The following is a 26,095-nucleotide window of genomic DNA, read 5'->3' as shown; positions in this document are numbered from 1 at the left end:
CCGCCCCCCGGGCCTCACGGGGGTTGTCCCCCGGGGGAGAACCCCCTGATACCCGGGTAGCACCGGGCAGTTGGCCCCGCGGTGTGACGTCCGCGGGGCCACCTCGTTCCTACCGTCCTCTCCGTCGAAGCCGAACAGGCCACGGAGGGAACGGACATGACGAGGAACCGGATCGGGCGCGCGGCGGCCGCGGCCGTGCTGGCGCTGGCCGCGGTGCTGGGGGCGGGCGGCTGGGCCGCCGGCGGGGAGCGCCCGGTGACCGGTCCGCCGCCCGGCGCCGCCGCCTGGACCGCCGACACCGCCCTCGGCCTGCCGCTGCCCGACCCCGCCACCGCCTCCCCCGCCGAGGTGGCCGCCTTCTTCGCCCGGCTGACGCCCGCCGCCGGGGAGGACCTGGCCGTCCGCCACCCGCAGGTGGTCGGCAACCTGGACGGCGCGCCCATCGAGCTGCGGTACCGGGCCAACGCCCGGGCGATCGCCGAGGAGCGCGAGCGCGCCCTGGCCCGCGCCGCCGACCCGGCGCTCACCCCGCAGGACCGCGCCGCCGCCCGGGAGCGCGCCGAGCGCTGCCGCACCCTGCTCGACGACGCCGCGCCCGGCGTTCCGCGCCGCTTCCTGGCCTTCGACCCGCGCGGCCGCGGCCAGGTCGCCGAGGTGTTCGGCGACCTCGCCGGCGCCCGGCGCACCGCGGTGGTCGTCCCCGGCTCCGACATCGACCTGCGCACCTTCGACCGCGCCCGCGACCCGTACGGCACCCCCGTCGGCATGGCCCGGGCGCTGTACGAGGCGACCGGCGGGCGCACCGCCGTGATCGCCTGGGCCGGCTACACCACGCCGGTCGGCCTCGGCCCGGACGCCGCCACCGAGACCCTGGCCGGCGCCGGCGCCGAGCGGCTGACCCGGCTGCTCGACGGGCTCGCCGTCAGCACCCGGCCGGACGCCCCGGCCACGGTGTTCTGCCACAGCTACGGCTCGGTGGTCTGCGGGCTGGCCCGGCCGGCCCCGCGGCAGTCCTCCGGCGTGGTGGTGCTCGGCTCGCCGGGCCTGGGCGTCGGCTCGGCCGCCGACCTCGACCCGGGCGTCCCGCTCTGGGCCACCGCCCGCAACGGCTCCGACTGGATCGGCGACGTGCCGCACGTGCGGCTGTTCGGCCTCGGCCACGGCGCCGACCCGACCGACCCGGAATTCGGCGCCCGCCCGCTGCCGTCCACCGGCTCGCACGGCCACAGCGGCTACTTCGCCCCCGGCACCGCCTCGCTGGCCGCCTTCGCCGACGTCGCGCTCGGCCGCTGACCCCGGCCCCTCTTCCCCTCTGCACGACCCTCGCACCCGCGAACGGAGACCCCGTCATGCCCAGCTCCCTGCTCGCCCCGCTGCGCCGGGCCGCCCGCCAGGTGGACGCCCGCACCCCCGAGAGCCGCGACCGCGCCCTGGACGGCCTGCGCGCCCTCGCCCTGCTCGCCGTCCCGGTCGGCCACTGGATGCTCGGCGGCTTCACCCGCTCCGCCGACGGCGCCCTGCACAACGCCAGCCCGCTCTCCTCCCCCGACCTCGGCTTCTTCGCCCCGGTCAGCTGGGGGCTCCAGCTGCTGGGCGTGTTCTTCCTGGTCGGCGGCCACTCCGCGGTCCGCTCGCTGGAACGGGCCCGGGCGCGAGGTGTCGGGTACCCGGGCTGGCTGCGCGGCCGGGCGGTGCGGCTGCTCCGGCCGGTGCTCGGGGTGACGGCCGTCTGGGCGCTGCTGATCCCGCTGCTGCCGCGCCTCGGCGTGCCCGCCGACACCGTGCGCACCGGCTCGACGCTGGTGGTGCAGCCGCTCTGGTACATCGCGGTCTACCTGGGGCTGACCGCGCTCACCCCGCTCTGCGTCACCGCCGCCCGCCGGCTGGGCGGCTGGTCGGCGGGCCTGCTGCTCGCCGCGGTCGCCGCCGTCGACCTGCTGCGGTACGGGCCGTGGGCCGAGTCGGTGCCGTCCTGGGTCGGCCTGCTGAACATCCTGCCGGGCTGGCTGTTCGGCTACCAGCTGGGCGTGCTCTGGGCCGGCGGCCGGCTGGGCCGTCCGGCGGCGCGGCTGCTGCTGGCCGGCGGCGGGGCGCTGTTCGCCGTGCTGCTGGTGGTCTTCCACTACCCGGCGTCGATGGTCGGCGTGCCGGGGGCCGGGCGCACCAACTCCCACCCGCCGTCCCTGCTGGTGCTGGCGCTGGCGGCGGTGCAGTGCGGCGCGGCGGTGCTGCTGCGCGAGCGGCTCGGCCGGCTGCTGACCCGCCGTCCGCTGCTCTGGCTGCCGGTGGTGGCGGTGAACCTCTCGGCGATGACGATCTTCTGCTGGCACCAGAGCGCGATGCTCGCGGTCGCGGTGCCGGGCGCGGCCGCCTTCGGCGCGGTGCCGGGGCTGACGGTGGCTCCGGACTCGCTCGGCTGGGTCGCGCTCCGGCTGGCGCTGCTGCCGCTGTTCGGCGCCGCGCTGGTCGCGATCGGGTGGTTCGCCCGGCGCTTCGACGGCCCGTGGACGGGCCTGCCCCGGCCGGCCCGGGCGGTGGCCGGCGCGGGGGCGGCGTTCTTCACCGCGTACGCGCTGGGCGTCGTCTGACGCACCCGGGCAGGTGGGGTGGTGGACGGGCGCGGACCGAGGGGTCCGCGCCCGCTTCCGCGTTCCACGCGCCCCCGCTCACCCGCTTGCTGACTCCCCCGCCGCCGAACGCAGTGACTCCGCGTGCGGTCCGCAACCCACCGTGATGGCCTGTTGGCTGTCGGCGACCGGGCGCTGCCCCGTCGGCCGTTCCCCCGCCCCCGCCCGGAGTTCCGAGCCGGACGGCCCCCTGTTCGAGGAGTTCCATGTCCCTGCCCCCGCCGCGGCCCGGTCGGCGCCTTCCGACCGTGCTCGCCACCGCCGTGGTCTGCGCGCTGACCGCCGGCACCGTCCTGTCCGCCGTCGTCCCCGCCGCCGCGCACGGCTCCGGCGGCCACGACGCCCCCGACGGCGCGACCGCCACCGCCCCCAGGGTCGCCGACCCCCGGGTGCTCGCCGAGCTGCGCGACGACGAGGTCGCCGCGCTCGGCCAGGAGCACGCCGAGGAGCACGCCCGGATGCGTGCCGGCATCCGCGGCATCGGCGACTACCCGCAGACCACCCGCACCAACCGGCTGAACGCGCTGACGGAGTCCCAGGCCACCCACAACCAGGGCTTCGCCCCCGAGACCTTCGGGACGTTCAACCAGTACTTCCCCTCCCCCGACTTCGGCGACCACGTCGCGCTGCTGCCCACCGGCAAGGTGCTGCTGTTCTCCTTCGAGCGGATCGAGACCAACCCGGAGAAGGAGCCCGCCCCCACCCAGACCACCGGCCGGGAGAACGCCGGCCGGGCGTTCCTCTGGGACCCGGCCAAGGGCTACGCCAAGGACGCGTTCAAGCAGGTCACCCCGCCGGTGGTCAACATGCCCGACGGCCTGGACCAGCCCCGTCCGGCGCCGTTCTTCTGCGCCGGACACTCCTTCCTGCCCAACGGCATGCTCGGCGTCTTCGGCGGCAACCTCGGCGGCAACGGCGGCACCGGCGCCAAGCTCTCGCTGATCTTCGACCCGTGGACCGAGACCTGGACCCGCAACCCCGACATGTCCGTCGGCCGCTGGTACCCCACGGTGGTGACCGGCGCGGACGGCCGGCAGCTGATCATGTCCGGCCAGTCCGAACTCGGCTGGGGCACCCCCACCCCGGTGGTCGAGCGCTTCCCGGCGAAGAACTTCCCGGTGCCCTCGCTCAAGACCGACACCCCGAGGGACACCCCCGTCGACCGGTTCAAGGCCGACGCCCCGTTCACCCTGGACTACCCGCACCTGTTCTCGCTCAACGACGGCAACGTCTACGGCTTCGGCCGGCAGGCCGCCGAGCAGTGGAAGTTCGACCCGGTCGCGGAGTCCCGCAGCGACCTGGCCGCCCGCCCGGACGGCCGCAAGCGCAACTACGGCTCGGCGGTGCTGCTGCCCGGCGGCATCAACGGCCCGGACTCCGCGCTGATCCTCGGCGGCGACCGGGACAACCCGAGCACCCTGCGCTTCTCCAACGGCAACTGGACCGCGGAGAAGTCCCGCGCCTTCGGCCGCACCCAGGACGACACCCTGCTGCTGCCCGACGGCCGGCTGATGACCGTCAACGGCGCCTACGACATCCGCGACTACGGCAACGGCCCGTACAACCCGAACGCCGACCTCAAGTACCGCCAGGTCGAACTCCGCGACGACCAGGGCAACTGGAAGCTCGGCCCGGTCCAGCGGCTGCCGCGCGGCTACCACTCCAACGCCGTGGTGCTGCCCGACGGGCGCGTCATGGTCACCGGCGACGAACTCCAGCAGCTCGCCAACAACCCGGACATCAACGGCACGGTCGCCGACATCCCCGGCACCACGGCCCCGGTCACCATGAACGGGACCATCGAGATCTACGAGCCGGCCTACCTCCACCAGGGCGACCGCCCCGTCCTCGACCGGGCCCCGACCACCCCCGTCGGCTACAACCAGACCTTCCAGGTCACCACCACGACCCCGGGCCTGGTCTCCAAGGCGGTGCTGCTCTCGCCCACCACCTCCACCCACTCGATCAACACCAGCCAGCGCCACCTCGACCTGCGGCTCAGCAGCCGGGCCGGCAACCGGCTGGAGTTCCAGGCCCCGCCGGACGCCAAGGCCGCGCCGCCCGGCTGGTACATGCTCTTCCTGCTCAACGACCAGGGCGTGCCCTCCGTCGCCAAGTGGATCCAGCTCACCGCCTGACCGCGCACCCGAAAGGAGACCCCCACCCCATGGCAACGGCAACGGATCTGAGCCTGCGCGACAGCGAGGAGATCCAGGGCGACGTCCTGGCCGGCTTCCGGAAGGACAACGTCAGCGTCCTGTTCCTCAAGTTCGAGGACGCGGCGCGGGCCCGCGACTGGCTCCGGCAGCTCACCCCGCAGATCGCCACCACTCGCGAGGTCGCCGCGTTCAACGAGGCGTTCAGCGAGGCCCGCAGGACCTCCGGCGGCGACGACCCGAAGACCCTCAAGGCGACCTGGCTGGGCGTCAGCTTCACCTACGAGGGCCTGCGGATGCTCTCCACCACCGACCCCTTCGCCAAGCCCCCGCCGGTCGGCAGCGGCCTGGAGGCGTTCAAGGAGGGCTCGGCCAGACGGGCCGGCGCGCTCGGCGACACCGGCGACAACTCCCCGGAGAACTGGCTCTTCGGCAACGGCCGGGGCCAGCCGGTGCACGCCGTGCTGAAGCTCTCCGCGGACACCGAGAAGGACCTCCAGGCGGCCGTCGAGGCCCAGCGGATCGCCGCCGCCGAGTGCCGGGTGCTGATCGTCTACCAGCAGAACGCGCAGACCCTGCTCGGCAGCCGCCGCGGCAAGGAGCACTTCGGCTTCAAGGACGGCATCAGCGAGCCGGGCGTCCGGGGCTTCGACCGGCCCGACCCGAACCGGCCCGAGGAGGTCGAGGGCCACCCGGGCACCCGGATCGTCCCGGCCGGCGAGTTCGTCTGCGGCGAGGAGCCCGCGCCGGGCAGCTTCCGGGACTTCCCCGACTGGGCCCGCGCCGGCTCCTTCCAGGTGGTCCGCCGGCTCGCCCAGGACGTCCCCGGCTGGTGGTCGCAGATCGGGGTCAAGCTGAACGAGCTCCGGCTCGCCAAGGCCGTCCCGGAGAGCGCCACCACCGAGTGGCTGGCGGCCCGGATGGTCGGCCGCTGGCGCTCCGGCGCCCCGGTCTGCCACTTCCAGGACCGGGACGTCCCGAACAATCCGGGGGCCGCGTCGGACAACGACTTCGACTTCCGGGACGACCTGGAGGGCCTGGTCACCCCGCTCTGGTCGCACCTGCGCAAGACCAGCCCCCGGGCCGGCCTCCAGGCGCCGGACCCCAGTCGCCCGCCGTTCGACGCCAAGGAACTCGACGGCCGGCGGATCATGCGCCGCGGCACGCCGTACGGGGCGCCGTTCGACCCGGCCTCGGAGGGCCCGGGCGGCCCGGACGACCCGCGCGGACTGCTGTTCATCTGCTACCAGGCCGACATCCAGCGGCAGTTCGAGTTCATCCAGGCCGACTGGATGGACCAGGCGGACTTCCCGCCCGGCCGCAACCCGGTGCCCGGCAAGGACCCGGTCGTCCTGGAGGCCCCCGACGTCGACTTCGAGAGCCGGGACTCGGACGGCACGGTCAAGCACACCCCGCTGAGCTTCGCCCAGTTCGTGCGGACCACCGGCTCGGTGTACGCCTTCATGCCCTCCCTCAGCACCCTGCGGGGGCTCGCCGACGGACGGCTCGTCGGCCCTGCCCGCGGCGGCGCGGGCGGCCAGGGCGCCCAGGGCGGCGGGCAGAGCCAGACCCAGACCCAGCAGGGCGGCCAGGGCACCGCCCAGGCCGGCCCGGCCTACCCGTGCGACGACCTGCTGCCCGTCCCGGACCAGTGGCGGCGCGGCGGCCGGAGCCAGTTCTGGGTCTGCCACGGCGACCGGTACCGGAAGATCTCGGTGGCCGACGGCGCCTCCCACGCCGACCAGCTGGTCAAGGGCGACACCCCGCTGAGCAGCCACCCCTGTTTCCAGGGCATCGGCCGGATCGACTGCCTCCTGCCCATGCCCGACCTGCAGAACCCCGGCGGCAAGAGCTGGTACTGGGTGTTCCACAGCACCGGCGGCCGCCAGCGCTACCGGGTGGTCTCGATCACCGGCGGCTTCGGGCACACCGGCACGGTGGAGCGCCCTGACCGCGACCTCGCCGCCTGGCGCTCGCTGGACGGCGTCGACCGGGTGGACTGCTTCCTGCCGGTGCCCGACCAGCAGCGGGTGGGCGGCAAGAGCTGGTACTGGGCGTTCCACACCACCGGCGGCCGCCAGCGCTACCGGCTGGTCTCGGTCGCCGACGGCGCCGCCCACGCCGATGTGCTGGAGCGCTCCGACCGGGAGCTGTCCCAGTGGGGCTCGCTGAACGGCACCGTCGCGGTGAACTGCTTCCTGCCCGTGCCCGACAGCCAGCGGGTCGGCGGCAGGAGCGAGTACTGGGTGTTCCACGGCGACACCTACCGCCGGATCTCGGTGGCCGACGGCAGCGGCCACCCGGACCGCCTGGTCGGCGGCCCGCGCTCCTGCTCGGCCTGGAACTCGCTCCTCTGAACCGGGCCCCGGGCCCGCCCGCGCCGCCCCCGCGACCGCCCGGCCGCGGGGGCGGACCGCTCTTCGCGCGAACGATCAGGACGCGTCCGGGACACTCCCGGTTCATGTGATCCATCCCACAGTTTGAGCCGGACTCAGCGCGCCTCCTGGCCCCTAGGCTTGCGCAGGGAAGTTGGCAGTCGTACCACCCTCCGGGCTCCCGTCCGGGATCGGTGACGGGACTCTCAGGGAGTTGAGGCGATGCGCCGTCGGCGGTGGAAGCACGTCCTGATCGGCGCCTTCGCGGGTGCCGCCGTCCTCGCCGACGCCGGCGCGGCGGCCGCCCAGGCCGCGGCCGCCACCGAGCAGCTGGCCATCTCCACCCCGCCGGCCGGCAGCGCCGCCTGGGTCGAGGACCACTCCTACGGACACGACCTCCCCGACCCGGCCACCACCGCCCCGGCCGCCGCCGCCGCGTTCTTCGACCGGCTCGCCCCCGCCGAACTGGACCGGCTGGTCGAGGCCTACCCGCTGGTCGTCGGCAACTTCGACGGCGCCCCGCTCGCCGTGCGCTACCGGGCCAACCGGATCGCGCTGGCCGAGGAGCGCGACCGCGCCCGGGCCCGCGCCGCCGACCACACCCTCGCCCCGGAGCAGCGCGCGCTCGCCGTCTCCCGGGCCAACGACGTGCAGAGCCTGCTCGCGCCCGGCCGGCAGATCCTCGCCTTCGACCCGCGCGGCCGCGGCCTGCTCAGCGAGGTCTGGGGCGACCTCGGCAGCGCCGACCGGGTCGCCGTGCTGGTCCCCGGCTCCGACGCCGACCTCGGCCACTTCGACCAGGCCGTCGAACCGCTGCGCTCCCCCGCCGGCATGGCCCGGGCGCTGTACCAGGAGGAGCACCGGCAGTCCCCGGGCACCCGCACCGCGGTGGTCGCCTGGACCGGCTACGTCACCCCCTCCGGCCTCGGCCCGGACGCGGTGACCTCCCGGCTCGCCGACATCGGCGCGCCCCGGCTGCGCCGGCTGCTCGCGGGGCTCAAGGAGACCACCCGGCCCGAGGCGCCGCCCGCGCTGTTCTGCCACTCCTACGGCTCGGTGGTCTGCGGCACCGCCGCGCCGGACATCCCCCGGGCGGCCGCCTCGCCGGCCGACACCACCGGAATCACCGACCTGGTGGTGTTCGGCTCCCCCGGCATGGGCGTGGAGGGCACCTCGGAGCTCGGCGACGGCGTGCACGTCTGGGCCACCCGCAACGAGAGCGACTGGATCGGCAACGTGCCGTACCTGGAGGTCGGCGGGCTCGGCCACGGCGCCGACCCGACCTCGCTGGACTTCGGCTCCGAGCGGATCTCCTCCGCCCGCTCCGCCGGCCACAACGGCTACTTCGCCACCGGCACCGACAGCCTGCACAACTTCGCGGCCGTCGCCCTCGGCGCCTACCAGGACGTCGTCCGCCCCGCCCCGGAGGCCTGAGCCCCGCAGCTAGCGCGCCTCGCCGTACAGGCGGACGGCGTCGGCGGCGACGCGGCCCATCTCCCGGCGCGCGGCCGGCGGGGAGAGCACCTCGGCGTCCGCGCCGAACGCGAGCAGCGGCCGCACGCCCGGCAACGACTGGAAGCCGAGCGTGAGTTCGACCCAGTCGTCGGGCGCCCCGCCCGTCGTCTCCGGCGGCGGGGCGGTGAGCCGGGAACCGTGGATCCGGACGAACATGTCCAGCCGTCCGCGCCGCACCCGCACCTTCACCGTCAGCTCCTTGGGCAGCCGCTCCACCTGCTCGCGCAGCACCGCCCAGACCTCGCCCAGCCCCACCCCGGCCCGGCGGCGCACCGGCTCCTCCGAGGTCTCCGCGGACAGCACCCGGTCGGCCCGGAACAGCCGCGGCTCACCGTGCAGATCGGCCGCCAGGTACCAGACCGCGGCCTTGCTGACCAGGCCGTACGGGTCCACGGTGTACTCCGCCGGCGCGGGCGAGCCGCCGTGCCGGTAGCGCAGCCGCAGCCGGCGGTCGGCGAACACCGCGTACTGCAGCTCGCCCAGGTCCGGCCCGGGCGGCGAACCGGCCTGCATCCAGCGCGCCGGGTCGACCAGGACCCGCTCGCTGATCCGCTCGGCGCCCGGCCGGTGCGGGGCCGGCAGCGCGGCCATCACCTTGCGCAGCGCCGAGCCGAGCGCGCCGTCCAGCCCGAGGTCGCTGTGCGCGCCCTGGGCGGAGAGCACGAACAGGGCGCGCGCCTCGTCGGCGGTCAGGCCGCTGACGTCGGTGCGGTAGCCGGGCAGCAGGCTGATGCCGCCGTGCCGGCCGCGCTCGGTGCAGACGGGCACGCCGGCCGCCGAGAGCGCCTCGACATCGCGGTAGATGGTGCGGACCGACACCTCCAGCCGTTCGGCCAGTTCGGTGGCGGGCACCCGGCCGCGGGTCTGGAGCAGCAGCAGGATCGAGAGCAGGCGGTCGGCCTTCATGGCACGAGGATCCCAGAAATCATGACGACGATTGTCAGGGTTTACCGGGAGATTGCCTCCCGACCGGAAAACCGCCGTCCCGCCCGGCCCCGACCGTCCCTAGTGGCTCGGCGCGCACCGCGCGAGGCGCCCGTTGTACACGTCGATCTTGTGGTCGAGCACGGCCAGCGTCGCGTGCAGGTCCGCGAGTTGCCGGCGCACCGCCTCCCGGTGGGCGAGCAGCAGCTCGCGCCGGGCCGCCGAGCTCCGCTCGCCCTCCCGGGCCAGCTCCACGTACCGCAGCATGTCCGCCACCGGCATCCCGGTCAGCCGCAGCCGCCCCAGGAAGGCCAGCCGGTGCAGGTCGGCGTCGCTGTACCGGCGCTGGCCCGAGGCCGAACGGTCCACCGGGTCGAGCAGGCCGATCCGCTCGTACCAGCGCAGGGTGTGCGCGGTCAGCCCACTGGCCGCCGACACCTCGCTGATGGTGTGCCGCGGCGTGCGGTCGGGCGCGCCGACCGGATCCTGGAACACCTCGCAGCAGGTGCGCAGTCCGGCCTCGATCGATGCGAGTGCGGTCATGGTCGATCCCCCGGTGATGAGCGTGACGACGACGCTAGCGCCTTGGAGTGCACTCGAAGCAAGTGCGCTCCGGTCAAGCCTGCCATCCCGCCGGGCCGGCCGGCCCGATTAGAGTCGGGCCCCATGGAGAGCTTGCGGAAGATCGAGACCTGGCCGGTGCCGCACGCGGCGGCCGCCGTCGTACGGGGCGCGGACGGCGCGGTGCTGGGCGCGCACGGGCCGCAGGACCACCTGTTCCCGCTGGCGTCGGTGACCAAGCTGCTCACCTCGTACGCCGTGCTGGTCGCGGTCGAGGAGGGCGTCTTCGAACTGGACGACCCGGCCGGTCCCGAGGGCTCGACCGTCCGGCACCTGCTGGCCCACACCTCGGGCCTGGCCTTCGACGAGCACAAGGTGATGGCCGGGCCCGGCAACCGCCGGCTCTACTCCAACGCCGGCTTCGACGTGCTGGCGCGGACCCTGGAGCGGGCCGCCGGCATCGAGTTCGGCCGGTACGCCGCCGAGGCCGTGTTCCAGCCGCTCGGCATGCACGCCACCCTGATCAACACCGCGCACCGCTCCCCCGCCGGCGCCGGCGGCCTGTCCACCCTCGCCGACCTCACCCGGTTCGCCGCCGAGCTGCAGGCGCCCAAGCTGCTCGACCCGGGCACGCTGCGCGCCGCCACCCGCGAGGTCGCGTTCCCGGGCACCAGCGGCGTGCTGCCCGGCTTCGGCCACCGCCGGCCGAACGACTGGGGCCTCGGCTTCGAGATCCGCGACGGCAAGGCCCCGCACTGGACCGGCACCGCCAACTCCCCGGCCACCTTCGGCCACTTCGGGCAGTCCGGCACCTTCCTCTGGGTGGACCCGTCGGCCGGCGTGGCCTGCGTCGCGCTCACCGACCGGGACTTCGGCCCGTGGGCCGCCGAGGTCTGGCCGGCCCTCGGCGACGCCGTCCTCGCCGAACTCGCCTGAGGCCGGCGGCCGTCAGCCGTACGAGACCGGCGAGTGCATCTCCCACAGCAGCAGCTCCGCGCCGCTCTCGCCGGCCGTCGGCGCCACGAAGGCGTCCCCGGTGATCCGCACGCTGTCGCCGGGGACCATCGAGCGGCCCCCGCCCTGCGGTCCCGGCACCGTCCGGTAGCCGAGCGAGCCGGCCGTCAGGTGGGCGTACCGGTAGGCGGCGGCCGGCAGGGCGGGCAGCGGCTGCCACGGCCCGGCGGTGACCAGCCAGAGCGCGGCGTCGGAGCGCCGCAGCCGCAGCGCCCGCGTCCCGGCGTCCCGCTCCAGCCCGGAGGCGAGCAGCGTCAACCCGTCGGCCGCGCGCTCCACCCCGCGCAGCCCGTACGCGGGGGGCGCGTCGAAGACGTCGGGCTGGAGCCACATCTGGACGAAGCGGACCGGGCCGTCGGCGCCGCCGACGTTGCGCTCGGTGTGGGTGACGCCGGAGCCGGCGCTCAGGTGCTGCACCATGCCGGGGCGCACCACCCCGCCGTGCCCGAAGGAGTCCCGGTGGGCCAGCGCGCCCTCCAGCACCCAGGTGAGGATCTCGGTGTCCCGGTGCTTGTGCTCGTCGAACCCGGCGCCGGGGGCGAGGAGTTCCTCGTTGCACGCGAGCAGCGCGCCGAAGTGGGTGTTCCTCGGGTCGTAGTGCCCGGAGAAGGAGAACGCGTGCCGGGTCTCGACGCCCTCGGCGGGCGTCGAGCGGTAGCGCTCGGCGGTGCGGCGCAGATCGGCGCGGGGACGGGCGGCGGCATCGGTCACGGAAGCCACCGTAGCCTGCTCGATGGCTCGGTCCGGGCGCTCTGACCCGGTGCCGACGGTCGTCGCTCCGGCACTCCCTCCTTCGTCGGTCGCTGGTCGCTCCTCGCTCTCGGCCCCGGCGCGCCCTCCCACTCGCGTGTGGTCCCTGTGACACGTGTGACCGCCACCACCCCGTCCGTCCGCCGGGGCCTGTGCACGAGCAGTCACTCCGGTGAGGCAGTCTTGTCCCTGTGCCAGCCGCTTCCGCGAACTCCAAGAGCGATCCGACCGCCAATCCCGACAAGAACGGGAAGAGCCCGACGCCGGGCGCCGGGAGAGACCGGCCCGGCCGGGCGGCACCGCGCCTCACCGCGCAGGAGCGCCGGCTCGCCGCCGAGCGCGCCGAGCGCAGGGCCGCGACCCTCAAGCGGCTGGAGAAGTCCTCCGGCAAGCTCGCCTCCGCCGCGATCGCCCGGATGGACGACCAGCTCGGCTGGTACCGGCGGATGCCGCCGGAGCACCGGTCCTGGATCGGCCTGGTCGCCCAGGCCGGCATCGCCGCCTTCACCGAGTGGTACCGCAAGCCGGACACCCCGCAGGCGATCTCCACCGACGTCTTCGGCACCGCGCCGCGCGAGCTGACCAGGGCGATCACCCTGCGCCAGACCGTCGAGCTGATCCGCACCACCATCGAGGTGATGGAGGAGGCCATCGAGGAGGTGGCCGCGCCCGGCGACGAGGCCGACATGCGCGAGTCGGTGCTGGTCTACGCCCGGGAGATCGCCTTCGCCACCGCCCAGGTCTACGCCCAGGCCGCCGAGGCCCGGGGCGCCTGGGACGCCCGGCTGGAGGCACTGGTGGTCAACTCGCTGCTCTCCGGCGACGCCGACGAGGGCGTGCTGTCCCGGGCCGCCGCGCTCGGCTGGGGCCAGCCCAGCCAGGTCCGGGTGGTGATGGGCTCGGCTCCGGACGGTGACAGCGAGCTGGTGGTCGAGGCGATCCGCCGGGCCGCCCGGTACGCCAAGCTCCATGTGCTGACCGGGGTTCTGGGCAAGCGCCTGGTGGTCGTGGTGGGTGGCGACAAGGAGCCGGTGCACGCGGCCCGGGCGCTGATCGGCCAGTTCGCTCCGGGACCGGTGGTGGTCGGCCCGACCGTGCCCGACCTGCTCTCGGCGACCCGCTCGGCCCATGCCGCCGCCGCCGGCCTGCGGGCCTGCGCGGCCTGGCCGGACGCGCCGCGGCCGGTGCTGGCGGACGACCTGCTGCCGGAGCGCGCGCTGGCCGGCGACCAGGCGGCCCGGCGCCAACTGGTGGAGGAGATCTACACACCACTCGACGAGGCGGGCTCGGCACTCCTGGAGACCTTGAGTGTCTACCTGGAACAGGCCTCCTCGCTGGAGGGCGCCGCCCGGATGCTCTTCGTCCACCCCAACACGGTGCGCTACCGGCTCCGACGTGTGACCGACGTCACGGGCTACGCCCCGTCCGACGTACGTTCGGCGTTCACCCTGCGTATCGCACTGGCGCTGGGGCGGCTCACGGCCGCCGGAGAGTCAAGCTGACCACGCTGTAGGGACCTTACAATCCCGGATGCTTTTCTTCGTTACCGTCGCCTACCCGCCCCCGGGCGCCTGGCGAGAGAGGGTTGAACCGTGCTCGTAATCGTCGCCCCTGGACAGGGTGCCCAGACCCCCGGTTTCCTCAGCCCTTGGCTGGAGCTCGACGGTGTCGCCGACCGCCTGCAGGGCTGGTCGGAGGTCGCCGGGCTCGACCTCGTGCATGCCGGAACCGAGGCGGACGCCGAGGAGATCAAGGACACCGCCGTCGCCCAGCCGCTGCTGGTGGCGGCCGGTCTGGTGACCGCGCGTGCGCTGTTCCCGGACGAGGACGCCGCCCGTGCGCTGGTCGGCGCGGTCGCCGGCCACAGCGTCGGCGAGATCACCGCCGCGGCCGGCGCCGGTGTGCTGAGCGCCCGTGACGCGCTGACCTTCGTGCGGGAGCGCAGCCTCGCCATGGCCGAGGCCGCCGCCGCCACCGAGACCGGCATGATCGCCGTGCTCGGCGGCGACCCGGAGGCCGTCGCGGCGAAGCTCGCCGAGCACGGCCTGACCGCGGCCAACAACAACGGCGGCGGCCAGATCGTCGCGGCCGGCACCCTGCCGCAGCTGGACGCGCTGCGCGAGGACCCGCCGGCCGGTGCCCGGCTGATCGCGCTGAAGGTCGCCGGCGCGTTCCACACCAGCCACATGGCCCCCGGTGTCGAGCGGCTGGCCAAGCTGGCCCCGACCCTGCCGGTCGCCGACCCGAAGGTCGCCTACGTCTCCAACCAGGACGGCGAGGTCGTCGCCTCCGGTGCCGAGGTGCTGAGCCGCCTGGTGTCGCAGGTCTCCAACCCGGTCCGCTGGGACCTCTGCATGGAGACCCTGCGGGGGCTGGGCGCGACCGCCGTCATCGAGCTCGCCCCGGCGGGCACCCTCACCGGACTGGTCAAGCGCAACCTCAAGGGTGTGGCGACGCTTGCCCTCAAGACCCCCGCCGACCTGGACAAAGCCCGCGAGCTCGTCGCGGAGCACGGCGGTCAGGAGCAGGAGCAGCAGGTATGAGCGACACCCCCCAGATCCGCCCGGTGACCGGTGCGCGGTACTCGCGCATCCACGGCGTGGGCGGCTACCGCCCGGTCCGGGTGATCCCCAACGCCGAGGTGCTGACCTGGATCGACTCCTCGGACGAGTGGATCCGCACCCGCAGCGGGATCGCCGAGCGCCGCTGGGCCGGCCCGGAGGAGACGGTCGCCGAGATGTCGGTGCAGGCCGCCGGCAAGGCGATCGCCCAGGCCGGGATCGACCCGGCCCGGATCGGCGGAGTGATCGTCGCCACCGTCTCGCACCTCAAGCAGACCCCCGCCATCGCCACCGAGATCGCCGAGCGGCTCGGCTGCGGCACCGCCCCGGCCTTCGACATCTCGGCCGCCTGCGCCGGCTTCGGCTACGGCCTGGGCCTGGCCGACGGCATGGTCCGCGGCGGCACCGCCGAGTACGTGCTGGTGATCGGCGTGGAGCGGCTCAGCGACCTCACCGACACCTCGGACCGCTCGACCGCGTTCATCTTCGGCGACGGCGCCGGCGCCGCGATCGTCGGCCCGTCCGACACCCCGGGCATCGGCAAGGTGATCTGGGGCGCGGACGGCTCGCAGAAGGACGTCATCTCGCAGACCCAGGCCTGGGACACCGCCTTCGCCAAGGAGGACGCCGTCAACGGCGCCGGCGAGGAGGTCAAGTGGCCCGCGCTGCGGATGGAGGGCCAGACGGTCTTCCGCTGGGCGGTCTGGGAGATGGCCAAGGTGGCCCAGCAGGCGCTCGACGCCGCCGGGATCACCGCCGACCAGCTCGGCGCGTTCATCCCGCACCAGGCGAACATGCGGATCACCGACGCCATGATCAAGGCGCTCAAGCTGCCCGCCTCGGTGCCGGTCGCCCGTGACATCACGGAGACCGGGAACACCTCGGCGGCCTCCATCCCGCTGGCGATGGAGCGCATGCTGGAGAGCGGCGAGGCCCGCAGCGGCGACCTCGCCCTGATCATCGGGTTCGGGGCGGGTCTCGTGTACGCCGCGGCAGTCGTTACGCTCCCCTAGGCGATTTCGCCCGATCCACCCGCAAACCTGCGTCCGTCCGCCGGGCGGCCGCATTAACCACCGAAGAGGAGCAGCCAGTATGGCTACCAAGGACGAGGTTCTGGAAGGTCTCGCCGAGATCGTCAACGAGATCGCCGGCATCCCGACCGAGGACGTCGAGCTCGACAAGTCCTTCACCGACGACCTGGACGTCGACTCGCTGTCCATGGTCGAGGTCGTCGTGGCCGCCGAGGAGCGCTTCGACGTCAAGATCCCGGACGACGAGGTCAAGAACCTGAAGACCGTCGGCGACGCGGTGGACTACATCCTCACCCACGCCTGAGCGGTCGACGCGGTCACCGCGTTCGACGCCTGACATCGGCCGGCCCGCTGCCGGGTCGGCCGACCCGCCGGCCGGGACGCCCCACCGGGCGCCCGGCCGGGCTCACCTTCGGCCGCCGCCGACCCCCGCACAACGTGAGAGAAGAAGATCCAGTGACTGTTGAGAACCGTACCGTGGTCGTCACGGGTATCGGCGCCTTCACGCCGCTGGGCGGCGACGCCGCCACCACCTGGGAGAACCTGGTCGCCGGGCGCTCCGGGGTGGCTGCCCTGACCGAGGAGTGGGCCGCCGAGCTGCCCGTGCGGATCGCCGCGCGCACCGCCGTCGAGCCGGGCGAGATCCTGCCCCGCCCGCTGGCCCGCAAGCTGGACCGCTCGGCCCAGTTCGCGCTGATCGCCGCCCGCGAGGCCTGGGCCGACGCCGGCTTCGAGACCCCGGCCACCGACGAGTCGTCCAAGCTGGCCCCGGAGCGCCTGGGCACCGTGATCGCCTCCGGCATCGGCGGTGTGACCACCCTGCTCGACCAGTACGACGTGCTGCGGGAGAAGGGCGCCCGCAAGGTCTCCCCGCACACCGTCCCGATGCTGATGCCCAACTCCCCGGCGGCCAACGTCGGCCTGGAGGTCGGCGCCCGCGCGGGTGTGCACACCCCCGTCTCCGCCTGCGCCTCCGGCGCCGAGGCGATCGGCTACGCGATCGAGATGATCCGCAGCGGCCGCGCCGACGTCGTGGTGGCGGGCGGCACCGAGGCGGCGATCCACCCGCTGCCGATCGCCGCGTTCGCCAACATGATGGCGATGTCCAAGAACAACGACGAGCCCGAGCGCGCCTCCCGCCCGTACGACAAGGGCCGGGACGGCTTCGTGCTGGGCGAGGGCGCCGGCGTGGTCGTGCTGGAGTCGGTGGAGCACGCCGAGGCCCGCGGCGCCCGGATCTACTGCGAGGCGGTGGGCCAGGGCCTGTCCTCGGACGCCCACCACATCGCCCAGCCCGAGCCGACCGGCGCCGGCGTGGCCCGCGCGCTGGCCGACCTGTTCGACCGCAACCCGCTGGACAAGGCCGAGATCGTGCACGTCAACGCGCACGCCACCTCGACCCCGCAGGGTGACACCGCCGAGCTGAAGGCGCTCCGCAAGGAGCTGGGCGAGGACCTCGACCACATCGCCGTCTCGGCCACCAAGTCGATGACCGGTCACCTGCTGGGCGGCGCCGGCGGCATCGAGACGGTCGCCACCGTGCTCGCGCTGCACCACCGCCTCGCCCCGCCGACCATCAACGTGGACGAGCTGGACGACGACGTGGACGCGGACATCGTCCGCGGCGAGGCCCGCAAGCTGCCCGAGGGCCGGATCGCCGCGCTGAACAACTCGTTCGGCTTCGGCGGCCACAACGTGGTGCTGGCCTTCCGCACCCGCTGACCCGGCGTCCCCGACGACGCGGAGGGGGCCGGCGCTCATCGTGAGCGCCGGCCCCCTCTCCCGTCTCCTCGTCCGGTCAGACCACCTGGTGCAGCCAGCGCACCGGGGCGCCCTCGCCGGCGTACCGGAAGGGCTCCAGCTCGTCGTCCCAGGGCTTGCCGAGCAGCGCGGCGATCTCCGCCTCCAGGTCGGCGCCCTCGCTGCGGGCACGCCGCAGCACGGCCCGCAGCCGGTCCTCGGGGATCAGGATGTCCCCGTGGATGCCGGTGACGGCGTGGAAGATGCCGAGCGTGGGCGTGCTGCTGTACCGCTCGCCCTCGGCGGCGGCGCAGGGCTCGCTGGTGACCTCGTAGCGCATCAGCTGCCAGCCGCGCAGCGCGGAGGCGAGCTTCGAGGCCGTACCGGGCTCGCCCTGCCAGGACAGCTCGGCACGCCAGTGTCCGGGCGCGGCCGGCTGGCGGATCCAGTCCAGGCTCACCCGCACACCGAGCACCCCCGCGACGGCCCACTCGACGTGCGGGCACAGCGCGCGGGGCGCGGAGTGGATGTACAGGACTCCACGTGTCGTCACCGGGACCTCCAGGCTGTGGACGAGGGTCGCCTTCCCCAGCTGCCTCGTGTTGGTGCCCGTAGTTGATCCGCAGTTACCCACGCTAGCCGACATTAAGCCACTAAATCGAGCAAAACGGACAGGCTTTCGCTCAATGCTAGTCGAAACCGCAACGAGGTCCACCCCTCGGTCGGATCTCTCCCCCGAACGGCCCCATCGCCGGGCGTGACCACCGTACCGCGCGGCCCCTCAGCGGGGATGACGCACTTTCGGATCCGGCCGGAATACGGTAGTGCGGCCGGATCCTCTCCGCCGGGTACGCAAACCGCCTCGCACCGGCCGGGCCGGTACGAGGCGGAGGGGCCGTGACGGCGCGTCAGCCGTCCAGGCGGACCACCATCTTGCCGGTGTTGGCACCGCGCAGCAGGCCGAGGAAGGCATCCAGCGCGCTGTCGATGCCCTCGGTGACCGTCTCGCGGTACTTGAGCTCGCCCGAGCGCACCCACGCCGAGACCTCCTCGACGAACTTCGGCTGGAGGTCGTAGTGGTCGCCGACGAGCAGCCCCTCCATGCGGAAGCGCTTGGCGATGATCTGCGCCAGGTTGCGCGGAGCCGGCGTGGGCTCGGTGGCGTTGTACTGCGAGATCATGCCGCACACCACGATGCGGCCGTGCAGGTTCATCACCTCGATCGCCGCTTCCAGGTGCTCGCCGCCCACGTTGTCGAAGTACACGTCGATGCCGTCGGGCGCCGCGGCCCGGAGCTGCTCGGCCACCGGGCCGTTCTTGTAGTTGAACGCGGCGTCGAATCCGTACTCCTCCACGAGGAGCCCGACCTTCTCGTCCGAGCCGGCGGAGCCGATCACCCGCGCGGCTCCCTTCAGCTTGGCGACCTGGCCGACGATGCCGCCGACGGCACCGGCCGCGCCCGACACGAACACCACGTCGCCGGGCTTGACCTCCGCGATCCGGGTGAGCCCCGCGTAGGCGGTCAGGCCGGGCATGCCGAGCACGCCGAGGTAGGTCGAGAGCGGCGCGGCGTCCGGGTCCACCTTGACGGCCGTCCGGGCGTCGAACGTCGCGTACTCGCGCCAGCCGAAGAAGTGCAGGACGTGGTCGCCCTCGGCGAAGCCCTCCGCCCGCGAGGCGACGACCCGGCCGACCGCCCCGCCCAGCATCGGCTTGCCCAGCTCGTACGGATCCGCGTAGGACTTGCGCGCCGACATCCGGCCGCGCATGTAGGGGTCGACCGACAGGTGGGTGTTGCGGACGAGGACCTCGCCGGGGCCGGGGGCGCGGACCGGCGCCTCGACGAGGGCGAAGTCGTCCGGGACGGGCCAGCCCTCGGGGCGGGCGGCGAGGTGCCACTCGCGGGCGGTGGCGGGCGCTTGCGGAGCGGTCGGCTCTGCGGTCATGACGGTACTCCTCACGTGAAAGGTTTAGTCGATGAAGTAACCATGGGTATGAAAAGTTCACGTTGTCAAATGTTCAGGTAGACTATGCACCATGAACGCCCAGCAGATCCGGGACACCGCACCGCCGGCCGACGAGATCACCCGTGAGGTCGTCGACCTCATGGCCAACCTGGTCGCGCTCTTCCACCGCGAGTACGAGGAGGCCGCCGCCGCCCGCTCGCTCACCGGAGCGCAGGCCAAGGTCCTCGCGCTGCTGCGGCGCGGCCCGATGCCCATGCGCCAGATCGCCCAGACGCTCAGCTGCGAGCCCTCCAACATCACCGGCATCGTCGACCGGCTGGAGACCCGCGGCTTCGTCACCCGCCGACCCGACCGGCAGGACCGCCGGGTCAAGCTGGTCGCCGCCACCGACACCGGCAGCACCGCCTCCGAGGAACTGCGCGAGTCGCTGAACTTCGCCCGCGAGCCGCTGGCCGCGCTCGCCCCGGACGAGCGGACCCAGCTGCGCGACCTGCTGCGGCGGATGCTCGCCGGCGCCTCCGGGACGGGCGCGTGAGAAGCATCACAGCACCGGCCGCCGAATTGGCCGCCGGTCGGAGGTAACCGAACACTCCCCCGAAACGTCTAACGTTCGAAGGTCGACACCCGCCCGCGACCAGGCGGTACGGGTGGGAAAACAGAGCGGACAACGGGGGGACGGGAAGGATGAGCAGCAGCTCGCGACGTCGGCGTGTCATACGGACCGTCATAGGGCTCGCCGCCGTGCTGGTACTGTCCGTGGCCGGTGCCGGGGCCTGGTTCTACCACCGGCTCGACACCAACATCACCACCTTCGACGCCGGCGGCGTCGCCACCGAACGCCCGCCCGCGCCCGTGCCGACCGCGCCGGGCGCCTCGGTGCCGGTCAACGTCCTGCTGCTCGGCTCGGACACCCGCAACGACGGCAACGCCGACCTCGGCGGCGGCGACGAGGGCGTCGGCCACTCCGACACCGCGATCCTGCTGCACATCTACGCCGACCACAAGCACGCCGTCGGCGTCTCCATCCCCCGCGACACCCTGGTCACCGTCCCGTCCTGCCGGCTGCCCAGCGGCGACTGGACCAAGCCGCGGACCAACCAGATGTTCAACGAGGCCTTCACCGTCGGCGAGTCCGCCGAGGGCAACCCGGCCTGCACCCAGAACACCGTGGAGGCCCTCACCGGCCTGCGCATCGACCACACCATCGTGGTCGACTTCAAGGGCGTCGCCGCGATGACCGAGGCCATCAACGGCGTGGACGTCTGCGTCCCCAACGACGTCGACTCGCACAACATCAAGCTCAAGAAGGGCCAGCAGAAGATATCCGGCCAGCCCGCCGTCGACTACCTGCGCGCCCGCTACGGCTTCGGCGACAACTCCGACATCGGCCGGATGAAGCGTCAGCAGGCCTTCCTCTCCTCGATGATCCGCAAGATCCAGTCCCAGGGCTTCTCGCTGCCGACCCTGCTCCCGCTGGCCGACGCCGCCACCAGCTCGCTCACCGTCGACGAGGGTCTGGGCACCGCGATGAAGCTGGTGGACTTCGCCCAGTCGCTGCAGCAGATCAAGCTCTCCGACATCACCTTCGTCACCGCCCCCTGGCGGTTCTCCACCGTGCAGAAGGGCCGGATCGACCTCGTCCACCCCGATGTGGACACGCTGTGGCAGCTGCTGCGCGAGGACCGCACCCTGGACGGCCAGGCCACCGGCGAACTCCCGGACGCCGCGGGCGCGAGCGCCACCCCCACCGCGGCCGCGCCCTCCCCGACCGCCACCCCGCTCACCGCCGAGCAGCTGGCCACCCCGATCACCGTGGTCAACGGCGTCGGCACCGACGGCCTCGCCGGCCGCGGCTCCGCGGCGATCCGCGCCCAGGGCTTCCAGAACGTCGCGCTCGGCCAGACCACCGGCGGCCGGCTGAGCACCGAGATCGCCTACGACCCGCCGTTCAAGGCCGTCGCCGAGCAGCTCGCCCCGCTCTTCCCGGGCTCCCGGATGACCGAGGAGCCGGGCTCCGAGGGCGTCACCGTCACCCTCGGCCGCGACTACCGGCCCGCCTCCGCCGTCGGCCCCACCCCGGGGGCCCCGGAGGCGCAGGGCGCCCCCAGCGGCCCGCCGCCCACCGGCATCCCCAACGGGATCACCGAGAACACCCGCAGCGCCGACACCGACCCCTGCTCCGACCTGATCGGCTGAGCCGGCCGGCGCCTCCCGGCCCGGTTCACACCGGGTCGGGCAGCCCGGTGACGACGGCGGTCAGCCGGGTCCCGGACGGGAAGGCGCCGGCCGCCGTGAGCGCGTACAGGGCGGCCAGCGTCTTCGCCACGTAGCGCCGCTCCAGGGCGATGCCGTGCCGCCGCCCGAAGGCGGCCGCGAACTCCTCCAGCGCGGCCGGCACCCGCCCGTACCCGCCGCCGTGGTGCCCGTGGTCGATCCGCCAGCCGCCGAACTCCCGCCCGTAGGCCTCCCGGTGCAGTCGGGTCACCTCGCCCTCCAGGTAGCCCTCGGCGCCGCGCAGCACCGCCACGCCCAGCGCCCGCGCCCCCGGCGGCAGCCCGGCCGCGATCCCGGCCAGCGTGCCGCCGGTGCCCACCGGGCAGCAGACCACGTCCCGCTCCCCGAGCCCCGCCAGCTCCGCCACGACCTGCTGCGCACCGCGCGCCGCGAGCGCGTTGGACCCGCCCTCCGGCAGCACCAGGCACGGCCCCCAGCGCCGTCGCAGCTCCCCGTCCCCGGGGCCGTCCGCACCGGCCCGCCCGGTGGCCTCCCGGTACTCCGCCCGGGAGAGGAACACCAGCTCCATCCCCGCCTCCTCGGCGGCCCGCAGCGACCAGTTGCGCGGCGCCCCCGCCAGCTCCTCACCCCGCACCAGCCCCACGCTCTCCAGCCCCAGCGCCCCCGCCGCCAGGGCCACCGCCCGCAGATGCGTCGAGTACGCCCCGCCGAAGGTCACCAGCCGCCGGTGCCCCTCGCGCACGGCCAGCTCCAGATTGGGCCCCAGCTTGCGCCACTTGTTCCCCGGCACCAGCGGGTGCACCAGATCGTCCCGCTTCAGCCGCAACCCCACCCCGGCCCGCTCGAACACCTCGTCAGGACAGTCGACGACAGGGGTCGGCACACGCGGAACGGCAAGCATCCGCCCAGCATACGGAGCCGCGAACGGGCCCGGAGAGCGTCATCGTCCGGGTGAAATTCCGGCGCGTCGCGGCGTGGCGACAGGCCCGATCCCCTAGGGTTTTCCCAGCCAGGGGGCCGCTCGCGCGGGTACGGAAGGTGGGGCGGGTGGGACTCGAACCCACGACCAAGGGATTATGAGTCCCCTGCTCTAACCGGCTGAGCTACCGCCCCGGTTCGCAGCACGCGACGGCAGGCCGGTCGCGGCAGCAGCAGACGGCCCCGAAAGGCCGTCCCGGGCAGCATAGCCGGTCGATCACCCGTGGTGCGCGCCGGGGGCGCGCGCACGGGTGCGCGGGCCGGGGGCGGGCCGACGACGGTGGCGCGGGGCGGGCCGGACTGGTAGATCTTGGTCTCGAACGGCGGAACGCGTGGACGACCCGCGTCCGCCCCGAGGACGATACGGAGCCTTGGATGCCCTCCCGCCCGGTCCGGACCGCGCGCGCCACCAGGACGGTCGCGGTGGCGGCGCTGCTGCTGGCCGCCGCGATCGCGTGCGGCGGAGGGCAGGGCGGCGGGCGGAGCGCCTCGGTCGCCCCGCAGAACCCGGCCTGGGACCGGATCGGCACGCTGTCGGTGCACACCGCCCAGGGGCCCCGGGCGTGCACGGCGAGCGTGGTGCAGAGCCCCCGGCGCAATCTGCTGGTGACCGCCGCGCACTGCGTGCAGAACCACCGGATCGGCCTGCTGGACGGCCTGGTGTTCACCCCTGGTTACCGCAACGGGTACGCGCCCTACGGGAGTTGGCCGGTGAGGTCGGTCACCGTCGACCCGCGCTGGTCCGCCGACGCCGACCCCGAGTACGACGTGGCGTTCGTCACCGTCGGCACGGTGGGTGGGCGGCAGGTCGAGGACGCGGTCGGCGGCAACCCGCTCGGTACCGACCAGGGCTTCGGCCTGGCGGTCTCGGTCACCGGCTACCCCAACGAGGGCGACGAGCCGATCACCTGCTCGGGCCTGACCGCCTCGCAGAGCCCGACCCAGGAGCGGTTCGACTGCGCCGGCTACACCGACGGCACCAGCGGCAGCCCCTGGCTCACCACGAACGGCCGGGTGATCGGCGTGATCGGCGGCTACCAGGAGGGCGGCGAGACGCCGGGCACCTCGTACAGCATCACCTTCGACGAGCGGGTCGCCGAGCTCTTCCAGCAGGCCGTGACGTGAGACGGCTCACGCGGGCGGGACGGCCCCCGGGGCGGCCGGGACAACACGAAGGCCCCCCGGTCTACCGAGGGGCCTTCGCTCTGAGCAGTCACCGGGCGGACCCGGCGCAGCTCCCGCATTTGGACTCGAACCAAAAACCTGCCGGTTAACAGCCGGCTGCTCTGCCAATTGAGCTATGCGGGATCGCGGTACACAACTCCCGTACCACGGGCGGGCGACCGACCCTGGGGTCCGCCACCCTGGCTCCCCCAATTGGACTCGAACCAATAACCTGCCGATTAACAGTCGGCTGCTCTGCCAATTGAGCTATGGGGGATCGAGCTTCCCGCTCCGGCTCCCGGTCTCCCGGGCTCCTCGGCGCTCGCTGCGGGACATACATTAGCGCACTCGGGGGGGTGGTCCGCCAATCGCTTTCCCCGGCCGCCACCGGACGCCCCCCGCCCGGCGCGTTCCCCGCGCGCCCGGGGCGCCGTCCGTGGATGCTGGGGTCACCGACGGTTCACCGGCCCGGGGGACGGGTAGGGCAATGCGGCAATGGCCGCCAGGAGAGGGTGGAATCCGACCATGTGGAAGCTGTCGTTCGGTGTCGGACTCGCGACGGGCTACGTCCTGGGCACGCGGGCGGGACGCCAGCGCTACGAGCAGATCGCCAGGATGACCCGGCAGGTCGCCCAGAACCCCAAGGTCCAGGGCGCGGCGGACAAGGCCCGGCAGCAGGCCGGCGCGGTCGCCGGGAAGGCCGCCGGCGCCGTCGCCGACAAGGTCGGCGACCGGCTGCCGGACTCCGTCACCGACCGGGTGCCGTACTTCAACCGGGCCAGGACCGAGGACGACAGCTGGGGCACCTACCGGCCCTGAGCACCGTCCCGGACCCGGGCCGGCATCCCTTAGCGGCCGTCCGTGACGGGCGGGTGACGCGGCGGTGACGGCCGGCCGGACGAGGGCTCCCGGGCGCGGTACCGAACGGGCAACACTTGCCCGGGCGGGCCGCGCCCGGACGCCCGCTGAGGCATGATCTCGACTATGGCCATCGTCGCGGGGATAGACAGCTCCACCGGTCGCACCCGGATCGTCGCGTGCGACTCCGCAACCGGCGCCGTCCTTCGCTCCGGCAAGGCACCCCACCCCGCGTCCGACGATCCCGACGCCCGCCCCGGCGAGGCCGACCCGCAGCTGTGGCTGCACTCGCTCGGCGACGCGGCGGCCGGCGGCCTGCTGGAGGGCGTCCGGGCGATCGGCGTCAGCGCGCAGCAGCACGGCATGATCGGCCTGGACGCCGGCGGCGTGCAGGTCCGCCCGGCGATCCTGTGGAACGACCCGCGCTCCAGCGGCGCCGCCGCGGCCCTGCTGGACGAGCTGGGCGGCCCGGCGGCCTGGACGGCGGCGATCGGCGCCGTCCCCAGCCCCGCGTACACCGTCGCCAAGCTGCGCTGGCTCGCCGAGTTCGAGCCGGCCAACGCCCGGCGGGTCGCCGAGGTGCTGCTGCCGCACGACTGGCTGGTCTGGCAGCTGCTCGGCCACCCCAAGCGCCGCACCACCGACCGCGGCGACGCCTCCGGCACCGGCTACTGGTCCCCGATCACCGGCGAGTACCGGCAGGACCTGGTCGAGCTGGCGCTCGGCCACGAGCTGAAGCTGCCGGACGTGCTCGGCCCCGCCGAACCCGCCGGCCACACCCCCGAGGGCCTGCTCATCTCGGCCGGCACCGGCGACAACATGGCCGCCGCGCTCGGCCTGGGCCTGGGCCCCGGTGACGCGGTGGTCTCGCTCGGCAGCTCCGGGACGATCTTCGCGGTGCACGAGCAGGCCGTGGTGGACGCCACCGGCCTGGTCTCCTCCTTCGCCGACGCCACCGGCCGCCACCTGCCGATGGTCGCCACCCTGAACGCCGCCCAGGTGCTGCGCTCCACCGCCGCCCTGCTCGGCCGTGACCTGGAGGGCCTCAGCGACCTCGCCCTGCAGTCCTCCCCCGGCGCGTACGGGCTGGTGCTGCTCCCCTACCTGGACGGCGAGCGGACGCCCGCGCTGCCGCACGCGGCCGGCACGCTGACCGGGATGCGGGCGGAGTCGATGACCCCTCAGCACCTGGCCCGGGCCGCCGTCGAGGGCATGCTCTGCAACAGCGCGGACGCCCTGGACGTGCTGCGCGCCCGGGGCGTCGAGGTGAAGCGGGTCTTCCTGCTGGGCGCCGCCGGGCGGCTGGCGGCGGTGCGGCACGTCGCGCCGCAGCTGTTCGGCGTACCGGTGGTCGTCCCGCCGCCCGGGGCGCACGCGGCGCGCGGCGCGGCCCGGCAGGCGGCCTGGGCCCTGGCCGGGACGCCCGAGCCGCCGCGGTGGGACCTGCCGGAGGCCGTCACCGCCGTCCCGGACGCCGAGCACGACCTGCCGGTCGGCTCGGCGGTGCGCCAGCAGTACCGGGCCGCCCGCGACCAGATCCACCCGGAGACGGCGGGCTGAGCCGGCGCGCGGGCGATCCCGAACGCCCGGCGGTGAAGATGCGTCACCCGGTGACCGGTGGCAGCGTGGAAGGAGACGC

The 26,095-nt window shown here is 74.2% G+C and carries 22 protein-coding genes and 3 tRNA genes; 16 read left to right on the top strand and 9 right to left on the bottom strand.

What is annotated here, in order from left to right; all coding sequences use genetic code 11:
• Positions 1-156 precede the first annotated feature (156 nt).
• The 5 genes from ABTX81_RS18060 (at position 157) to ABTX81_RS18040 (ending at position 8,592) form a co-directional block, all read left to right on the top strand.
• Positions 157-1,293, top strand: a complete 1,137-nt coding sequence (locus ABTX81_RS18060) for an alpha/beta hydrolase (protein ID WP_350546418.1) — start codon at positions 157-159, stop codon at positions 1,291-1,293.
• Between the two features lie 56 nt (positions 1,294-1,349).
• On the top strand, positions 1,350-2,588 hold the full coding sequence (locus ABTX81_RS18055; protein ID WP_350546414.1) for an acyltransferase family protein: 1,239 nt from the start codon (positions 1,350-1,352) through the stop codon (positions 2,586-2,588).
• Between the two features lie 245 nt (positions 2,589-2,833).
• Positions 2,834-4,765, top strand: a complete 1,932-nt coding sequence (locus ABTX81_RS18050; RefSeq protein ID WP_350546409.1) for a galactose oxidase early set domain-containing protein — start codon at positions 2,834-2,836, stop codon at positions 4,763-4,765.
• A gap of 29 nt (positions 4,766-4,794) precedes the next feature.
• Positions 4,795-7,140, top strand: coding sequence for a Dyp-type peroxidase (locus ABTX81_RS18045; protein WP_350546406.1), 2,346 nt, complete (start codon positions 4,795-4,797; stop codon positions 7,138-7,140).
• Positions 7,141-7,380: 240 nt separating this feature from the next.
• On the top strand, positions 7,381-8,592 hold the full coding sequence (locus tag ABTX81_RS18040) for an alpha/beta hydrolase (protein ID WP_350546403.1): 1,212 nt from the start codon (positions 7,381-7,383) through the stop codon (positions 8,590-8,592).
• A gap of 9 nt (positions 8,593-8,601) precedes the next feature.
• On the opposite strand, the gene ABTX81_RS18035 is transcribed toward ABTX81_RS18040, so the two are convergent.
• Together ABTX81_RS18035 and ABTX81_RS18030 are read right to left on the bottom strand one after the other, a co-directional pair.
• Positions 8,602-9,579 carry a helix-turn-helix transcriptional regulator gene (locus ABTX81_RS18035; protein WP_350546400.1) on the bottom strand — a complete coding sequence of 326 codons (978 nt, stop codon included), beginning with the start codon at positions 9,577-9,579 and terminating at the stop codon, positions 8,602-8,604.
• Positions 9,580-9,678: 99 nt separating this feature from the next.
• Positions 9,679-10,140: a MerR family transcriptional regulator gene (locus tag ABTX81_RS18030; protein WP_350546398.1), complete on the bottom strand. Its 462-nt coding sequence runs from the start codon at positions 10,138-10,140 to the stop codon at positions 9,679-9,681.
• A gap of 123 nt (positions 10,141-10,263) precedes the next feature.
• Between ABTX81_RS18030 and ABTX81_RS18025 the strand changes: the two genes are divergently transcribed.
• Positions 10,264-11,094, top strand: a complete 831-nt coding sequence (locus tag ABTX81_RS18025; RefSeq protein ID WP_350546395.1) for a serine hydrolase domain-containing protein — start codon at positions 10,264-10,266, stop codon at positions 11,092-11,094.
• Between the two features lie 12 nt (positions 11,095-11,106).
• Here the strand turns inward: ABTX81_RS18025 and ABTX81_RS18020 are convergent, their stop codons facing one another.
• The gene (locus tag ABTX81_RS18020; RefSeq protein WP_350546392.1) at positions 11,107-11,883 is read right to left on the bottom strand and encodes a pirin family protein; all 777 of its coding nucleotides are present in this window, start codon (positions 11,881-11,883) and stop codon (positions 11,107-11,109) included.
• A 410-nt stretch (positions 11,884-12,293) separates the two neighbouring features.
• On the opposite strand from ABTX81_RS18020, the gene ABTX81_RS18015 reads away from it, so the two are divergent.
• The 5 genes from ABTX81_RS18015 to fabF all read left to right on the top strand — a co-directional run bounded on the left by ABTX81_RS18015 (position 12,294) and on the right by fabF (position 17,236).
• Positions 12,294-13,424, top strand: a complete 1,131-nt coding sequence (locus tag ABTX81_RS18015) for a PucR family transcriptional regulator (protein WP_350546674.1) — start codon at positions 12,294-12,296, stop codon at positions 13,422-13,424.
• A gap of 90 nt (positions 13,425-13,514) precedes the next feature.
• The gene (locus ABTX81_RS18010; protein WP_350546389.1) at positions 13,515-14,465 is read left to right on the top strand and encodes an ACP S-malonyltransferase; all 951 of its coding nucleotides are present in this window, start codon (positions 13,515-13,517) and stop codon (positions 14,463-14,465) included.
• The gene (locus tag ABTX81_RS18005; RefSeq protein ID WP_350546385.1) at positions 14,462-15,496 is read left to right on the top strand and encodes a beta-ketoacyl-ACP synthase III; all 1,035 of its coding nucleotides are present in this window, start codon (positions 14,462-14,464) and stop codon (positions 15,494-15,496) included. Before ABTX81_RS18010 ends, ABTX81_RS18005 begins: the two co-directional genes overlap by 4 nt.
• Positions 15,497-15,575: 79 nt before the next feature.
• Positions 15,576-15,818, top strand: coding sequence for an acyl carrier protein (locus ABTX81_RS18000; protein ID WP_350546381.1), 243 nt, complete (start codon positions 15,576-15,578; stop codon positions 15,816-15,818).
• Between the two features lie 152 nt (positions 15,819-15,970).
• Complete coding sequence (gene fabF, locus ABTX81_RS17995; protein WP_350546377.1) at positions 15,971-17,236, top strand: beta-ketoacyl-ACP synthase II; 1,266 nt, start codon at positions 15,971-15,973, stop codon at positions 17,234-17,236.
• A gap of 76 nt (positions 17,237-17,312) precedes the next feature.
• On the opposite strand, the gene ABTX81_RS17990 is transcribed toward fabF, so the two are convergent.
• Entirely contained in the window at positions 17,313-17,807 is a 495-nt protein-coding gene (locus tag ABTX81_RS17990) for a DUF3145 domain-containing protein (RefSeq protein WP_350546372.1), read from the bottom strand.
• Between the two features lie 355 nt (positions 17,808-18,162).
• Entirely contained in the window at positions 18,163-19,200 is a 1,038-nt protein-coding gene (locus tag ABTX81_RS17985; protein WP_350546368.1) for an NADP-dependent oxidoreductase, read from the bottom strand.
• 91 nt (positions 19,201-19,291) lie between these two features.
• Between ABTX81_RS17985 and ABTX81_RS17980 the strand changes: the two genes are divergently transcribed.
• Positions 19,292-19,756: a MarR family winged helix-turn-helix transcriptional regulator gene (locus ABTX81_RS17980; protein ID WP_350546365.1), complete on the top strand. Its 465-nt coding sequence runs from the start codon at positions 19,292-19,294 to the stop codon at positions 19,754-19,756.
• Between the two features lie 206 nt (positions 19,757-19,962).
• Positions 19,963-21,417 carry an LCP family protein gene (locus ABTX81_RS17975; protein WP_350546362.1) on the top strand — a complete coding sequence of 485 codons (1,455 nt, stop codon included), beginning with the start codon at positions 19,963-19,965 and terminating at the stop codon, positions 21,415-21,417.
• A 25-nt stretch (positions 21,418-21,442) separates the two neighbouring features.
• Here the strand turns inward: ABTX81_RS17975 and ABTX81_RS17970 are convergent, their stop codons facing one another.
• Together ABTX81_RS17970 and ABTX81_RS17965 are read right to left on the bottom strand one after the other, a co-directional pair.
• Entirely contained in the window at positions 21,443-22,339 is an 897-nt protein-coding gene (locus tag ABTX81_RS17970) for a pyridoxal-phosphate dependent enzyme (RefSeq protein ID WP_350546358.1), read from the bottom strand.
• A 156-nt stretch (positions 22,340-22,495) separates the two neighbouring features.
• Positions 22,496-22,569: transfer RNA gene (locus ABTX81_RS17965), tRNA-Ile, on the bottom strand.
• A 240-nt stretch (positions 22,570-22,809) separates the two neighbouring features.
• Here ABTX81_RS17965 and ABTX81_RS17960 point away from each other — a divergent pair.
• Positions 22,810-23,559 (top strand): trypsin-like serine peptidase, encoded by a 750-nt coding sequence (locus ABTX81_RS17960; RefSeq protein ID WP_350546354.1) that lies wholly within the window; start codon positions 22,810-22,812, stop codon positions 23,557-23,559.
• A 110-nt stretch (positions 23,560-23,669) separates the two neighbouring features.
• On the opposite strand, the gene ABTX81_RS17955 is transcribed toward ABTX81_RS17960, so the two are convergent.
• Together ABTX81_RS17955 and ABTX81_RS17950 are read right to left on the bottom strand one after the other, a co-directional pair.
• Positions 23,670-23,742 (bottom strand) — tRNA-Asn (locus ABTX81_RS17955).
• Positions 23,743-23,799: 57 nt separating this feature from the next.
• Positions 23,800-23,875: transfer RNA gene (locus ABTX81_RS17950), tRNA-Asn, on the bottom strand.
• A 248-nt stretch (positions 23,876-24,123) separates the two neighbouring features.
• Between ABTX81_RS17950 and ABTX81_RS17945 the strand changes: the two genes are divergently transcribed.
• Both ABTX81_RS17945 and ABTX81_RS17940 read left to right on the top strand, forming a co-directional pair.
• The gene (locus tag ABTX81_RS17945) at positions 24,124-24,417 is read left to right on the top strand and encodes a hypothetical protein (protein WP_350546351.1); all 294 of its coding nucleotides are present in this window, start codon (positions 24,124-24,126) and stop codon (positions 24,415-24,417) included.
• A gap of 165 nt (positions 24,418-24,582) precedes the next feature.
• Positions 24,583-26,016 (top strand): FGGY family carbohydrate kinase, encoded by a 1,434-nt coding sequence (locus ABTX81_RS17940; RefSeq protein ID WP_350546349.1) that lies wholly within the window; start codon positions 24,583-24,585, stop codon positions 26,014-26,016.
• The last annotated feature ends 79 nt before the right edge of the window (positions 26,017-26,095 follow it).

This window comes from Kitasatospora sp. NPDC097605 (assembly GCF_040302725.1).
Classification (GTDB): domain Bacteria; phylum Actinomycetota; class Actinomycetes; order Streptomycetales; family Streptomycetaceae; genus Kitasatospora.
The sequence above is the reverse complement of the archived record's forward strand: the minus strand, read 5'-3'. Positions and strand labels throughout refer to the sequence as shown.

Bases quoted from the DNA above. Each gene is read 5' to 3' on its own strand.
- ABTX81_RS18060 (WP_350546418.1), top strand. From the start codon at position 157: ATGACGAGGAACCGGATCGGGCGCGCGGCGGCCGCGGCCGTGCTGGCG.
- ABTX81_RS18055 (WP_350546414.1), top strand. From the start codon at position 1,350: ATGCCCAGCTCCCTGCTCGCCCCGCTGCGCCGGGCCGCCCGCCAGGTG.
- ABTX81_RS18050 (WP_350546409.1), top strand. From the start codon at position 2,834: ATGTCCCTGCCCCCGCCGCGGCCCGGTCGGCGCCTTCCGACCGTGCTC.
- ABTX81_RS18045 (WP_350546406.1), top strand. From the start codon at position 4,795: ATGGCAACGGCAACGGATCTGAGCCTGCGCGACAGCGAGGAGATCCAG.
- ABTX81_RS18040 (WP_350546403.1), top strand. From the start codon at position 7,381: ATGCGCCGTCGGCGGTGGAAGCACGTCCTGATCGGCGCCTTCGCGGGT.
- ABTX81_RS18035 (WP_350546400.1), bottom strand. From the start codon at position 9,579: ATGAAGGCCGACCGCCTGCTCTCGATCCTGCTGCTGCTCCAGACCCGC.
- ABTX81_RS18030 (WP_350546398.1), bottom strand. From the start codon at position 10,140: ATGACCGCACTCGCATCGATCGAGGCCGGACTGCGCACCTGCTGCGAG.
- ABTX81_RS18025 (WP_350546395.1), top strand. From the start codon at position 10,264: ATGGAGAGCTTGCGGAAGATCGAGACCTGGCCGGTGCCGCACGCGGCG.
- ABTX81_RS18005 (WP_350546385.1), top strand. From the start codon at position 14,462: ATGAGCGACACCCCCCAGATCCGCCCGGTGACCGGTGCGCGGTACTCG.
- ABTX81_RS18000 (WP_350546381.1), top strand. From the start codon at position 15,576: ATGGCTACCAAGGACGAGGTTCTGGAAGGTCTCGCCGAGATCGTCAAC.
- ABTX81_RS17985 (WP_350546368.1), bottom strand. From the start codon at position 19,200: ATGACCGCAGAGCCGACCGCTCCGCAAGCGCCCGCCACCGCCCGCGAG.
- ABTX81_RS17980 (WP_350546365.1), top strand. From the start codon at position 19,292: ATGAACGCCCAGCAGATCCGGGACACCGCACCGCCGGCCGACGAGATC.
- ABTX81_RS17960 (WP_350546354.1), top strand. From the start codon at position 22,810: ATGCCCTCCCGCCCGGTCCGGACCGCGCGCGCCACCAGGACGGTCGCG.
- ABTX81_RS17945 (WP_350546351.1), top strand. From the start codon at position 24,124: ATGTGGAAGCTGTCGTTCGGTGTCGGACTCGCGACGGGCTACGTCCTG.
- ABTX81_RS17940 (WP_350546349.1), top strand. From the start codon at position 24,583: ATGGCCATCGTCGCGGGGATAGACAGCTCCACCGGTCGCACCCGGATC.